Origin of the sequence: Desulfuromonas sp. TF (assembly GCF_000472285.1) — a bacterium.
GTDB lineage: Bacteria > Desulfobacterota > Desulfuromonadia > Desulfuromonadales > ATBO01 > ATBO01.
Genome location: NZ_KI421415.1, coordinates 125,269 through 139,001, shown reverse-complemented (window position 1 = coordinate 139,001; position 13,733 = coordinate 125,269). Strand labels below are relative to the sequence as shown.

13 protein-coding genes and 1 tRNA gene are annotated in these 13,733 nt (G+C 59.7%); all 14 read left to right on the top strand.

Going from position 1 to position 13,733, the window contains the following annotated elements:
• The first annotated feature begins 340 nt into the window (after positions 1–340).
• The 14 genes from DTF_RS0106385 (at position 341) to DTF_RS0106320 (ending at position 13,733) form a co-directional block, all read left to right on the top strand.
• Positions 341–1,873 carry a hypothetical protein gene (locus DTF_RS0106385; RefSeq protein ID WP_027714653.1) on the top strand — a complete coding sequence of 511 codons (1,533 nt, stop codon included), beginning with the start codon at positions 341–343 and terminating at the stop codon, positions 1,871–1,873.
• Positions 1,874–1,875: 2 nt separating this feature from the next.
• The gene (locus DTF_RS22225; protein ID WP_051361012.1) at positions 1,876–3,267 is read left to right on the top strand and encodes a radical SAM protein; all 1,392 of its coding nucleotides are present in this window, start codon (positions 1,876–1,878) and stop codon (positions 3,265–3,267) included.
• Positions 3,268–3,316: 49 nt separating this feature from the next.
• Positions 3,317–3,655: a quinohemoprotein amine dehydrogenase subunit gamma gene (qhpC, locus tag DTF_RS0106375; RefSeq protein WP_035055953.1), complete on the top strand. Its 339-nt coding sequence runs from the start codon at positions 3,317–3,319 to the stop codon at positions 3,653–3,655.
• Positions 3,656–3,712: 57 nt separating this feature from the next.
• Complete coding sequence (locus DTF_RS0106370; protein WP_027714651.1) at positions 3,713–4,729, top strand: YncE family protein; 1,017 nt, start codon at positions 3,713–3,715, stop codon at positions 4,727–4,729.
• 65 nt (positions 4,730–4,794) lie between these two features.
• Positions 4,795–5,622: a hypothetical protein gene (locus DTF_RS25270; RefSeq protein WP_027714650.1), complete on the top strand. Its 828-nt coding sequence runs from the start codon at positions 4,795–4,797 to the stop codon at positions 5,620–5,622.
• Positions 5,619–6,587: a U32 family peptidase gene (locus tag DTF_RS22215; RefSeq protein WP_051361009.1), complete on the top strand. Its 969-nt coding sequence runs from the start codon at positions 5,619–5,621 to the stop codon at positions 6,585–6,587. Before DTF_RS25270 ends, DTF_RS22215 begins: the two co-directional genes overlap by 4 nt.
• Positions 6,581–8,344, top strand: coding sequence for an ABC transporter ATP-binding protein (locus tag DTF_RS0106355; RefSeq protein ID WP_027714649.1), 1,764 nt, complete (start codon positions 6,581–6,583; stop codon positions 8,342–8,344). Before DTF_RS22215 ends, DTF_RS0106355 begins: the two co-directional genes overlap by 7 nt.
• The gene (locus tag DTF_RS0106350; RefSeq protein ID WP_027714648.1) at positions 8,341–9,024 is read left to right on the top strand and encodes a S8 family serine peptidase; all 684 of its coding nucleotides are present in this window, start codon (positions 8,341–8,343) and stop codon (positions 9,022–9,024) included. Before DTF_RS0106355 ends, DTF_RS0106350 begins: the two co-directional genes overlap by 4 nt.
• 156 nt (positions 9,025–9,180) lie before the next feature.
• The gene (locus tag DTF_RS0106345; protein ID WP_162148600.1) at positions 9,181–10,515 is read left to right on the top strand and encodes an alginate export family protein; all 1,335 of its coding nucleotides are present in this window, start codon (positions 9,181–9,183) and stop codon (positions 10,513–10,515) included.
• Positions 10,516–10,538: 23 nt separating this feature from the next.
• Positions 10,539–10,685, top strand: a complete 147-nt coding sequence (locus tag DTF_RS26440; protein WP_155890733.1) for a hypothetical protein — start codon at positions 10,539–10,541, stop codon at positions 10,683–10,685.
• Between the two features lie 92 nt (positions 10,686–10,777).
• A complete protein-coding gene (locus DTF_RS0106335) occupies positions 10,778–12,496 on the top strand; it encodes an aldehyde ferredoxin oxidoreductase C-terminal domain-containing protein (RefSeq protein ID WP_027714646.1) in 1,719 nt (572 codons plus the stop codon).
• Between the two features lie 146 nt (positions 12,497–12,642).
• A complete protein-coding gene (locus DTF_RS0106330) occupies positions 12,643–12,861 on the top strand; it encodes a hypothetical protein (protein WP_027714645.1) in 219 nt (72 codons plus the stop codon).
• Positions 12,862–13,017: 156 nt separating this feature from the next.
• Entirely contained in the window at positions 13,018–13,554 is a 537-nt protein-coding gene (locus DTF_RS0106325) for a YaeQ family protein (protein ID WP_027714644.1), read from the top strand.
• Positions 13,555–13,660: 106 nt separating this feature from the next.
• Positions 13,661–13,733 (top strand) — tRNA-Met (locus tag DTF_RS0106320).

Sequence of the window (13,733 nt, the reverse complement as noted above, 5' to 3'; positions counted from 1 at the left end):
CCTCTTGATGGGACAAGAATGTCTCACGCTTTTCAGCCCATGTGAGACAAAAACGTCCCAATTCCATTAATCGCCAAATCCATAAGATAACGTTGTTCTGCATTAGATAAAAAAAATAAATAAATTAAAACTCTAAAAACGCTGACTTATGCTTCATGCGGGCTGTTGTCCAAGGGATGTGAACAAAATGGAACATTGTTTGATAGTTGTTGATTGGCGTGTGTTCCGTACGTTTATTTTGTCCTGACGCAAGGAGCGGATAAGAATTCATTTTATTGAAAAAAAAGGAGAAGTCATGGCAAAGGATGGGAAACGAACAACAAACAGGAGGAGCAAGTTTATGCGCAAAACGGTTATTGCTTTGATCACGTTGCTTGTGTCGATGGGAGCCCTCGCCACGGGTGCAATGGCATTCGGCAAGGATTCCCTGACAATGGAGAAGTGCTCCGGGTGCCACGCAGTCCAGGAAGGAAAAATGGCAAGGGTTGAAGAGATCCGCGCCACTCCCGATGAGTGGGGCGTCGTCATCGACCGCATGGCTCGGCTGCACGGGATGGAGCTGAAGGAGGGCGAGAGGGATGCTCTCCTGAAGGAAATCTGTGAAACGCAGATCCTCTCTCCCGAGGAGTTGGAGAAGGTCTCGTACCTGAACCTGAACAACAACCCCCAGACAGTTGAGGCGCCTCAGAGCGACGAAGAGGGGCAACTCTTCGCCACCTGCGTCCGGTGCCACAGCGCCGGCAAGATCTATTCCTATCGCATGACCGAGTCAGCCTGGGCGAAGATCCGCGACTTCCACTATTACATGGACCCGGCGATCGACGGCCAGATGCGCGAAATGAAATGGTACGATGAAGCCGGCAAGATGCTGGCTTCCCTGGCCAAGAGTCATCCCTACGGCAAGGCTTGGGAGGCTCCCAAGGCAAATCTCGCCGGCTCCTGGATTATTCTGGGCAATGAGCCGGGCAAAGGCGACTATCGCGGTTACGCTTCGATCAAGGCGGATCAGAACGGCGACTACACCGTTATGGGAACCTTGAACTTCCACGACGGGATGAGCGAGCGCTTCCAGGGTGAGGCTGTCCTGTACGGCGGACACGCCCTGCGCACCAAGACCCAGCACAACAGTTTCGAGACCCGGGGCGCCTACGCCTTCACCAACGGGGTCATTCAGGGCCAGCATCACTTCCCCGCTCCCGATTTCCGCACCTCGACAAGCACCTGGTATCCCGCGGACGGTTCGGCCCGGGTCCTCAAGGTGACGCCTTCCTTTCTTCTGGCCGGGGAGACCACGACCCTGACACTGGACGGGGTGAAGCTCCCGCAAGTCAAGGCCACAGACCTTAAATTCAACGGCGGCAATGTAGAAGTACTGGAAGCCAGGCGTGACGGAGAAACCATCATAGCAAAAGTCGCCTATCGGGGTGCGGGTGCTGCCCGGGCCAACCTCGAGGTGAAAAATCTCAATACGGTCCCCGTAACCCTGGCCGACCAGATCGACCATATCAAGGTCACTCCCGGACTGGGGCGCGCCCGGGTGCACGGTGGAGTCCATTTCCCGGCAGAAGGGGTCCAGTTCGAAGCCTTCGCTTACGCCGGAGACCTGCTTCTCGGACCTGTTCCCGCCCAATTCAAGCTGACCGAGTACGTCACCCGAGAGGGAGATGACGACCTTGCCTGGGTCGGCGGTATCGGGAAAAACGGAAACTACTTCCCCACGAGCGACTACGGGCGGATCCTCACCCGTGAGTACAAGACCGAAGGCACCGGGCTGGTGAAAGTCCAGGCTGAATACGAAAGGGGCGGGCGCCAGTATGCCGCCGAAGCCGACTTGGCCGTGGTGCCGCCCGACTACGTTCCAAGGGTCAAGTAATCATGACGCACGAGTGGGCCGACCATCGCATTTTTGAAGTGGAAGATGGGGCGATTCTCTACGGGGTCGATCATGCGAGTCTGTTCCTTATCGACTCGTCTGTGCAGGAGGTGATCAACCGCTGGGGCAACGACCCCACGGTGGATCTGAGCAAAGTCTCCGAATCCGACCGCGACGTACTGGAAGGGTTGCGGGATATTCGCCTGCTGATACCAGCGGGCTCCGCAAAATCGTGGCCCCCCGTCCGGTTCGACCCGGAGGAATTCCCCATGAGCACCATGGTGCTGGAAGTGGCCCAGGACTGCAATCTGCGTTGCACCTACTGTTACGCAGAGGGCGGCTCCTACGGAGGGCAGTCACGCCTTCTGGACTCGGAGACGGCACGCGCAGCCGCCCGTTACCTGGTCAAGGAATCGGGAGATCTCAAGGACCTGACCCTGGTCCTCTTCGGCGGCGAGCCGCTGCTCAACATGCCGGCGATAAAAGCCGCCGTGGAGGAGGCGGAGAAAATGGCCTCTGCGGCGGGCAAAAGGCTTCTGGTGTCGTTGACAACCAATGGCACCCTGCTCAACGCCGATATCGTGAGCTTTTTTCGGGACCACCGGGTCGTTGTCTCTGTCAGTCTCGACGGCCCTCCCGACCTGCATGATGCCAACCGGCCCTACGCCTCTGGCAAAGGAAGCTACTCGAAGATCCTGCCCCAGGTTCAGGCGCTTCTCGAGAACAATACCTCTGCGGTTGCGGCTCGGGTCACGTTGACCCCTGATCAATGGTCGCGATGTGAAGAAGTATTCGACCACCTGATGGGGCTTGGCTTCCACGAAGTCGGCATTGCCCCCGCGAGCCCCATCAGTAAAGACCTGTTCCCCGACCAGGAGCAGGAGGACGTGCTGCTGCAAAGCTTCGCCGCCATGGCCCGCCGTTTCTCCAGAGCGGCCAGAGAGGGCAGGATTCTTCCCTTCGCCAATCTCATTGAACTTCTCGGACGTCTGCACATGGGGCAGACCAAGGCCGTCGCCTGCGGGGCGGGATACGGCTACCTGGCCGTCGATGCCGGGGGAGAGTTTTACCTCTGCCATCGACTGGCGGGTGAGAAAGACTTCGAGGTGGGAAATCTGGAGACCGGACCCGATCCGGAAAAGATCCGCTCCTGCCTGGGCCACGTTACGGCGGGAAAGGACGAAATGTGTGAAAAGTGCTGGGCCAGAACTCTCTGCTCCGGTGGCTGTCATTACGAAAACCACCTCAGGGAGAACACCCTGGGAATACCTCCGGGGAGCAGCTGCAACTTCATCCTGCGCTGGCTTCAGATCGGCATCGAACTCTATGCCGACCTGCGACACGCAGGGGCCGACAAGCTGCTTGCACAGTTTGAGAAAAGAACAGGTTGTTGATCCGACATTCAAATAATTGTGGCTCATTAATTAAGCGAAAGGGAGCGAGATGGAAAAAAAACAGAGGATAAAGGCCCTGAACAAGAAAGCAGAGGCCGTGGAAGAGTTGGCCAAAGGGGAAGGCAAAAAGGTGGAAGCCCTTCTGGAGAGCGGCACCGAACTGGCCATGCCGGTCGGTTGCACGACGATTTTCGACACCGGCTGGGAAACTAATCCCCGCGGAACCCACCCGATAGGCAACTGTCAGGCCTCGGTACGCGACTTCATGGGGTGCTCCGGCGACTGCTGGTGGCCGGCCCAGACTCCCGACGGGCTGACCAACAACCCGGAATACCATGAAGTCTGTTCGAACATGGCCAGGGACTGGCGTACGATCAAGTACGACTGAGTTCCTCCGCTGGGGCAGTGAACATATCGATGTCCAATTAAGTCAATAGGAGAATACATGAAAAACACAAAATATTTTATTCTGACAGCCTTGATGTTCTGTCTTCTGGCGCCTGTCGGGCCGGCCCAGGCCAGGGATCGACTCTTTTCCCTTGGTTACGACGTCCTCGAGGTAATCAATGGAGAGAACGATACGATCGAAGCCCGGATACCGGTCAAGGGCTGGACCCGCGCCTACACCGTCCTGCCGGACGACAGGCGGATGGTGGTCGCCGCCAGCCGCCGTTACCTGAATATCGTCGACATGAAGGATATGAAACTGCTGAAGACGCTCGACATCAGCAAAGGCGAGGACGGCTGGGAGCGGTTCGAATTCGGGATTACCTCCGCCGGTGACGGTAAAACCATCTATGCCAATTTGGTGGGCCGCCGCACCGAAGGGGGGGAGGCCGTCATCGCCGAGCCCATGCTCGCCCAGATCGACCTCGAAAGCGGGAAGATCCTGCGGAGCGTTAAGGTTCCCAGAGGTATTTTCCAGCTCGTTCTCGTCAAGGGCGGCAAGGAAGTTTACGCCATCGGGCAGGATCTCTTCAAGATCGATGTCTCCGGTGAACAGATGAAGATTGCAGAGGTATATCCCATGTTCGAAAAAGGGATGAACATCTTCCCCCTCTGGCATTACACCTATGAGAACGACGGGTATTTCCTCTCCCCGTACTACAACATGGAAGGATTGGGCATGCTGGAGATCAATACCCACAATGGGGAGATCAAGCAGAGCATGGTCCAGGGGGGCGTGCCCTTTGTCTACAGTTTGATCTATTCTCCGGATCGCTCCAAGATCTACGGCGGCATGGACGAGGTATACAAACTCGACGCGAAAACCAATTCCATTACCAACCATGCGATCATCCCTGAAGGGACCAGCTTCAGTGTGATGACCAGCAGCGACGGCAAAAAGCTTTATGCGGGGGGCAGCGCAACCATCTCCGTCTTCGATACCGAGACCATGGAATTCATCAAGGTCATCAACATGGAGACCGACGGCATGACCCTGGTCAGGCATAAACTTTGAGCAAACAGTGGGGTCCGCGCCCGGCAACGGCCGGACCCCGCGCTCCTCTTTCGAAGAATCACTTTATGGAATACGGTTTACGCCTTTCGCGCCCCGGAAAACTGCCGTCCGATCCCAGGGACATCTGCCGGGCCCGGTGGAAAGACGCCCTTCCTCCGGGTTCTCTTCAGGCTCTCTATTTCGGCACCGAATTCTGCGAGGACCTGCTGCCGGACGCGGATGAGGCGGAATCCTTCTGCAAGCTGGCTCGAGAATCGGGATTCGAGGCCGTGCTGATGACCCCGATAGTGACTCCCGGGGGGCTCAAGCGGGTTGACCGGCTCCTGGCAGAGATCGGACAGCGGGGATACGCACCGGCGGTGAGCTTCAATGACTGGGGGGTTCTAGATCTGCTCCGAAACTCCCACCCCCTCTTCGAGCGAAGAGCCGGACGGTTGATCAATCGGGGTCTCCGCGATCCCCGGCTGGCCCGGGGGGAAGCGCCGACCCCGGGTTCCTTGGGGCGGAACCGGGGAGACAGGCTGCGATCACTCCTGCTGCGCTTCGGGGTGGTCGGCGTCGAAACCGATCCGGACCTTGAGGGCAATTATCTGAAAAGCGAAGCCTCCGATCTCCAGCGAACCATCCATCTTCCCTACGCCTTTGCGGTTTCGGGGCGCAATTGCCTGATCAAGGCCGAAGGGATGGATGCCGAGGACAGTTTCTCCAAAGGGCTTGGAAAGAGCTGCCCCGCCTTGTGCCGGGACCGTTGCCTCCCCGTGAAGCGTCCGGACACCGCGACGCCCCTCTGGAGGGCGGGCAACACTCTGTTTTACGAGGTTTCCGAAGTCTCGGCAGGGGCTCACCTGTCCCGCTGCGACAGGATTGTCCTCCACGAAAGGCCGACTCCGTGAAGATATTAGCGCCCTTAAAAAATTCAGCGGAAACGATCCCACTGCTGGAGGCAGGCGCCGATGAATTTTTCTGCGGGCTGACGCCGCCCGACTGGGAGAAGTGTTTCGGCCAGACCTGGGCCAACCGCCGCGCTCCCTCCTCGGCAGGCATGCCGGATGTCGCCGACTTCGAGGTGGCGGTGGACTCGTCCGCAGGGCGACCGGTCTACGTCGCACTAAACGCCCCCTGGTATCCTCCCGGGGCGGTGGAGATGCTCGCAGAGTTTGGCGTCCTGCTGCTGGAAAAAGGGGCATCCGCCCTGATCGTGGCCGATATGGACCTGCTGCTGGCCCTGGCCGAAGCCGGCGCCGCCTCCAGGCTTCACGTCTCCAGCCTAGCCACCTGCAACAACCCGGGTTCAGCGGCCTTTTTCCGGGATCTGGGGGTCTCCCGGGTCATCCTGCCCAGGCATCTTGCCCTGGGCGAGATCGAAGAGATTTCCGTCCCCGGCCTGGAGCTTGAGACCTTTTTGCTGAACGACGGCTGCGTCTTCGAGGAAGGTCTCTGCGCCACCACCCACGCCGTCGGAACCTTTTGCCTGGGTGACGGGGAAGGGACTGAAGGGGTGAACCCCGAGACCTTCGAGCGGTATGCCTTCTGGAAATGGACCTTGAACCATTGCGGATGCCAGACGAGCCGGGGCTATCCCGTCGGACCCTGCGGCCTGTGCGCCCTGCCGCGCCTGCTGCAGATCGGGATCGCCAGCTTCAAGGTGGTGGGGCGCGAGGCGTCCCTGCCGCGGAAGGAGAAAGCCGTCGAACTGGCCGCCAGGGCCCTGAAGATCGCCCGTGACGGAGGCGGTCCGGAAGAGATCCGCCAGGCGGTCGTCGATCTGCGGGGGGCCGCCCCCATGTGCGAGGGCGCGCATCTGTGTTATTACCCGGACGTCTGGCACCGCCCGATGCGGAAGGAGGCGGCATGCTGACCTCGGTGGGGCTGTTCGCAAGGCATCTCAAAGGGAAGGGCCGGCTCATCACGGCCATGTTCTTCCTCGGACTGGCCGGAGGAGCCGTCTCTCTGGCGCCGCCGCTGATCGGGAAGACCTTCATCGACGCCGTCGCCGAAAGGGGGGACTATGCCGTCGTTCCGAAGATCGCAGCTGCGCTGGTCGGCCTAGCCGTACTCGATCTTATCCTGGGAGCGGTGACGCGCCTGGTCCACGCCCGGCTCTCCGCCGACGTTCTCGTCTCCATCCGGGAGAGGCTCTTTGCCCACTGTCTGAACTCCCCCCTGGAGTCACTCGAGCGGTTCCGCCAGGGCGACCTCCTGCACCGCTTCGGCGCCGATGTTCCCAAAATACAGGCTCTTCTCGTTGACGGTGTGCTCGGCTTCCTGCAGAACGTTCTGTTCCTGATCGTTGCCGCCGTGATTCTGCTCAATCTCTCCTCGCCTCTGGCCCTGTGGTCCTTTCTGGGACTCGCGGTGGCCCTGGTGATCACGACCGCCTTTCGCAATCCGATCGAAAAGGGCACCCATGGCCTTCGTGAAGCCATGGCCGACCTGTCTCACTTTCTCTCGGAGCGGATGAGCGCCTTGCGAGCCGTGCGCCTGCATGCCTCGCAAAAGGAGGAACAAAAACGCTTCTCCCTGCTGAACGCCGGCATGGTCCGCAAGATGCTGCGGTTCCAGGTCCTCGATTCCGTCGCTTCGGGGGCGCCCGGTCTGGCCCTGACCGCGAGCCTTGCCTGGATCTACCTTCTCGGGGGGAGGCTGCTGGAGTCAGGCGAGATCGGTCTGGGAACCTTCGTCGCCTTCATCCTTTACCAGGGGCGGCTCTACGGACCGGCGCGAGGGCTGTTGGGGATGGTGCGCAGTTTCCAGGAAGCTCGGGTGAGCCTGTCGAGGATTTCCGAGGTGCTGGCCGGCGAAAGCACTCTCGATGCCACAGTCGCCGAAGCAGCCATGGGCAGCGGAGAGCTGGCTGTCGATGGAGTCAGCTTCACCTACCCGGGAAATCCGCCGGTGCTGCGGCGCCTGAACTTGCGGGTCTCCCCTGGAGAGAGAGTGGGCATATTCGGGACCTCCGGAGCCGGCAAATCCACCCTGGTGCAGATTCTGTTCGGTTTGCGCACCCCGCAGGAAGGAAGACTTTTCCTGGGTGGCGCGGAGCTCGGCTCGAATGTTGCTGCTGCGGCAGGGGACCTGGGGTACGCCGGCGCCGAGCCTTTTCTCCTGCACGCAACGGTGGAGGAGAACCTGCGCTACGGCAACCCGGACGTCACACATCAGGAAATGATCGAAGCGGCCCGTCTTGCCGAAGCCCATGCCTTCATCCTCGACTTGCCGGAGGGTTACGCCACCGTCATCGGCGGCCGTGGGCAGTCCCTTTCCGACGGGCAGAGACAGCGGATCGGGCTGGCCCGCCTCGCCTTGAGGAATCCGGAGATCCTCGTGCTGGACGAAGCCTTCTCGGCCCTGGACCCTGAAACCGAGGCTCTGGTGCGGCGGAATTTCTGGGAGGCGTTTGAGGGCCGGATCATCCTGTCCATTACGCACCGCCTGGGAGGACTGGAGGCCTATGATCACCTCTATCTCCTGCGTGACGGACAGTTGCGCAAGGTCGGGGAGAAAGAACTCCAGGTCGCCCTGGGAACGGGACCGGAATCCGAACCCGGGGGCGATGATCCGTCGTTCCCCGCGACGGCGCAATCGGTCCTCCAATCGGAAAGGCGTTCCGCATGAAGCCGCTTCTTACTTCAGCCCCCGAACCCCTTCGCATCGGCATCGTAGACACCGGAGTGAATCCCTGGCATTCCCATGTCCGAGGGGCGGTCAGCGGAATGCGCATCTTCCTGGATGCAGGAGGAAGGATACGGGAGGATGAGGATTTTCGGGACCTTGTCGGCCATGGCACGGCAGTAGCGGGAATCCTGCGCCAGGGTCTGCCCGATGCGGAGCTTTTCGTCGTTCGGGTCTTTGACGAGACCCTGGATTCCTACCCCTCCCTGGTGGCCCGGGCGTTGCTGAGAGCGGCCGCCGAGGGGTGCCGGATCATCAACCTCAGCCTGGGGATGTCTCCCGGCCCGGGAGGCGAAGTTCTCGCGGAAGCCTGCCGGGCTGTTCAGGAAGCCGGATCCGTCCTGGTGGCGGCCGGCCATCCGGGGAAGGCGGGGTTGCTCCCGGCCTCCCTGCCCGGGGTGACCGGAGTGGTAGCCGCTGACCATCTTAAACCGGGGGAAATTACCGTCAACCCGGGAAAACCCTATTCCCATGAAGCATCAGGGTGGCCGCGAGACCTCGATGGGCTGCCGCCCGGGGCCAATCTCTGGGGCAATTCCTTTGCCTGCGCCCGGGTCACCCTCGATTTAGCACTCAAAATGGAGACCGGATCAACCATCAATACGGTACACGGGAGGTTTTAAGCATCGGCATGTCGGAACGGCTGCAGTGAGGCCGGCGAGGCCACTGGAGGCCAGCCTCAAGTTTTGGGGGGAATCTGGATTAACACTTTTTGGAAGCGGAGGCAGAAAATGAGAAGTATGAAAAAAGTTGTATGGTGTTTATTATTGGTATTGGGGGTGACGATTCAAACCGGTCCGGTCCATGCGGATGTCGAAATCAAGGAACTGGGCAATGTCCTGGATAAGGTGTCATTGGGGATGAACCTCCACGTCTTTTACCGGTACGACAGCGACCCCTATTATGGTGCACCGGTGGGGTCTTCGGACAAAGACTCGACGGGTTTCGGCGAAATTTTCGGGGTGTTCCGGCTGACGGCGGAAAAGGATATGGGCTGGGCCAAGGCCTCAGGGCAATTCGCCCCCCTGTATACCCAGACCATCGACCAGGACGTCTACGGGATTGCCAAGGACCAGAGCGACGTCAGCGTCGACCAGGCCTGGCTCAAGTTCAGCGAGATATACGGCGGCCCCTTCGACCTGACCGTCGGGCGCCAGGATATCCGGCTTGGAAACTGGCTGGTCGTGGCCGACGGCGAAGGTCAGGATCAGGCTCTCTGGCTCAACTTCCACGACAGCTTCCCCTTTGCCGCCCGGTTGGACGGCAACTTCGGGGATCTGACCACGACCCTCTACTGGGCCCGTTCGGACAACTATTTCCAGAAGCTTGATGAGACCGCCCTGTTCGGGCCGGTGGAAGACGTCGAAGTGGCCGGACTTCAAGGTCAGTACAATTTCAGCGAAACCAGCTATGTTTTCGCCGGTGTTCATCAAAAGATCGACGACGGCAGCCGTGCGACCGATGACAATTTCTATCTGGGTCCAGGACTGGTGGCGGACAACGACACCACCGCATGGGACCTCGGTGTTCATCTGGGAATAGGAGGCCTGCTCCTGGAGGGCGAGGGCGTCTACCAGACCGGCGACGCGGGCGTACTCGCCGGCCAGGACCGGGATCGGGACGCTTTCGGCGGCTTCGCCAGCGCGACCTACAACCTGCCCGTCGCTTACGCCCCCTGGGTCCGCGGCTCCTATTTCTACTTCTCGGGGGATGACGACCCGGCCGACGACGAAGCCTCTGATTACGATCCGATGTTCAGCGGATTCTCAGCCTGGAACCGGTTCGTCATCGGTGAAATTGCCGGAGAGCTGCATTTGCCCAACTCCAACAAGAAGGTCGCCGTGGCCGAGGTCGGTTTCAGCCCCGCCGAGGCGGTATTCGTGACGCTCATGTACCTCAATCACAAACTCGACGAGAACTATTGGCTCTTTGTTCCGACTTCTTCGGACGAATGGGCCGACGAGGTGAATCTGTTTGTCGATGCCCCGCTGAACGATCACCTGTTCGTTCATCTTGGCACGGGCTGGTCCAAACCGGGAGATGCGGCTGAGGAAATTTTCGGCGACGACCAGGACACTTACTTTGCCCAAATCTGGTTGAATTACTCTTTCTAAACCCCTGAAGAGGAGATGCATACATGAAAAAGTTAACCGTCGTTTTTATGGTGCTTCTTATGGCCCTTTCTTTTTCAGCATGTTCCAAGAAGTACAGCGAGGGTGGTTCGCAGATGAAAGTGAAGTGTCCGGCCTGTGGTTATGAATTTGAAACCAAAGAAGCAAGGTAATCCCTGAATCGGATGTTTTCAGCTCAAGCAAGCGGGGACGGTCATACCGTCCCCGCTTCTTGGCTGTGCCCTGCAGGAAGAAAGGCAAAGAAATGAAAAAGCTCTTGCGTATCAACATGGAGAGCCAGACAACTTCATGCGAAGCCGCTGACGAGAAATATCCGCTCGTCGGGGGACGCAGCCTTATCGCCACAATCCTCCACCAGGAGGTCGATGCCAAGGCCGACCCGCTGGGTCCCGGAAACAAGCTCATTCTCTGTCCCGGTCTGTTTGCCGACACCGTGGCTCCCTGCTCCGGCCGGATCTCCGTGGGAGGTAAAAGCCCGTTGACCCGGACGATCAAGGAGGCCAATTCCGGCGGCACCATGGCAAAAAGGATGGCCGCCCTCGATCTGCGCGGTCTGGTTCTGGAAGGCCAGCCGCAAAAAGGCGAGTGGTTTGTGCTGGTGGTGGACGCCTCGGGGGTCGAGTTCGTGTCGGCCCAGCCTTACCTCGGGATGAACAACTATCGGCTTGGGGAAGAGCTGAGAAAGGACATGGGAAGCGATATTTCCATTGCCTCGATCGGCCTGGGCGGAGAGCGGGGATACCTGAACTCCTCCGTCCAGTTCACCGATCTCGACGGACACCCTTCCCGGTCCGCCGCCCGCGGCGGACTCGGCGCCCTGATGGGTTCCAAGGGGGTGAAAGCCATCGTCTTCAAGGACGTGAAAAAAACAGGTTGGGAGTATGCGGACAAGGAGAAATTCGTTTCCGCCAACAGGGCCTTCGGCAAAGCCGTCATGGCGCATCCCTTTTCGGGGCAGGGCCTTCCGGCCCTGGGGACCGCCCTTCTGGTGAACGTGACGAATGAGATGGGCATCCTGCCGACCCACAATTTCAGCCGGGGGCGCTTTGAGCATGCCGAGGAGATCAGCGGAGAGCGGATCGCCGAGCTGCAGGCGCAGAGGGGCGGAAAGATGTCCCATATCTGCCATCACGGCTGCCTGATCCGGTGCTCCCAGGTGTATAACGACAGGGACGGCAATTACCTGACCTCGGGGTTCGAGTACGAGACCATCGGGCTGTTCGGGTCCAATTGCGGCATCCGGGACATCGACGTCATCGCCTCCCTGGACAAGCTCTGCGACGACCTCGGAGTCGACACCATGGACACCGGTTGTGCGCTCGCCCTGTGCATGGAAGCAGGGGTGATCGAGTTCGGCGATGCCGAAGGCGCCTTGCTCCTGGCCCGGCAGATGATCGAAGGGACGGAACTGGGGCGGGTGCTCGGCAACGGCACCGAAGCTACCGGCCGCCACCTCGGAGTAAAGCGGATCCCCACGGTGAAGGGGCAGTCCATGGCGGCCTATGATCCCCGGGGCCTGAAGGGCACCGGCGTCACCTATGCGACGAGCCCCATGGGGGCCGACCATACAGCTGGAAACTCCATCGGCGACCACTCCCTGGGCGGAACGAACAAGGACGGTCAGGTGGAGCTTTCGAGAAATCTGCAAATCGTGATGACCGTGTTCGATTCGCTGGGCATGTGCATCTTCTCCGGAATCTGCTGCGAGGATCCGGAAGCTCTCGGGCATCTGGTCGATATGGCGGCGGCCAAGTTCGGCGGCGATTGGGACGTGAATCGTCTGATGGGGCTCGGAGTGCAGTCGCTGACGCTCGAGAAGCAGTTCAACAAGGCGGCCGGCTTTACCGCCAAGGACGATCGCCTGCCGGAGTTCATGTACACGGAGGTTCTGGAATCGGTCGGTGGCTGTTTTGACCTCTCGGACGAGGAACTGGCGGAGACCCTTCCCTTCGGGGAGGAGTGAGAGAGTTATCCCCTAACAGGAGACGACCACCTCAGACAGAAAGTCAAGAAACCGCCGGCCGGGCAGCATCCCGGCGGCGGTTTCTTTTATTGGTGGTCATGGGAACAGAGGTTTATCGATGGAAATACCGGGGGTTATCGGATAAGATGAGGCCTCGGGTAGCGGGTAAGCTCGACTTCGACCCGACCGTGGTGGCGCCGACCCTGAGCGACAGCGAATTTCCCCGGCTCTGGAATAAAATCGATGCCCTGCCGCTGGTGTTCAAGATCGATCTGCTGCACTGGGATCGCTTGCCGGAGGAGAGGCTGAGGGAGAAGATCCGTCAGGAGGGGGAACGATTCTACCCTTTGGAAGAAGCCGTTTGAAGTGAGTCAGCGCTGAAGGGGCCCGAGTTGTTGTTCCCTATATCACTCAAGGTACCTTCGCCCTTCTGCAGGAGCTTGGCTGCTCGCACCCGCACCCGGACATCTGCACCACCCGACAAGATGCCGAATTTTCTCTTATCTCTCCAAGGACACCCCATGGCCCTGACCGCCACCATCTTCAAAGCACACCTGCAGATCTCCGACCTCGATCGCCCGTATTACGGCGACCATCAGCTGACCCTGGCGCGCCATCCGTCGGAGACCGAGGAGCGGATGATGGTGCGGCTGCTCGCCTTTGCCCTGCACGCCGATGAGAACCTGAATTTCACCAAGGGGTTGTGCGTCGACGAAGAACCGGATCTCTGGCTGAAGAGTCTCACGGGCGAGATCGAGTTGTGGATCGATGTCGGCCTCCCCGATGAGCGGCGGGTGCGCAAGGCCTGCAATCGTGCGGCTCAGGTCTGTCTTTATATCTATGGCGGCCGCGCCGCCGGGCTGTGGTGGCAGCGAAACGCTGACAAACTTCAGCGCTTTCCCAACCTTCGTGTGATCGAGCTTCCCGAAGAGCAGAGCAAGAGGCTGGCGAACCTGGTGCAGCGGAGCATGGCGTTGCAGTGCACGGTTCAGGATGGCGAAATCTGGCTGACTTGCGGCGATAAGACCCTGAGTATCTCGCTGCTGGCGCGGAAATAAGGCAGTGCGAGCCGGGTAAAGCGTCAAAAAAATCTCTGTCAAAAAATCTCTGTCAAAAAATCTCTTGACTTTGCCCGGCGATAAGTTTAGATTCTCGAATTCGTGACGCGGGGTGGAGCAGTCTGGTAGCTCGTCGGGCTCATAACCCGAAGGTCGGAGGTTCAAATCCTTCCCCCGCA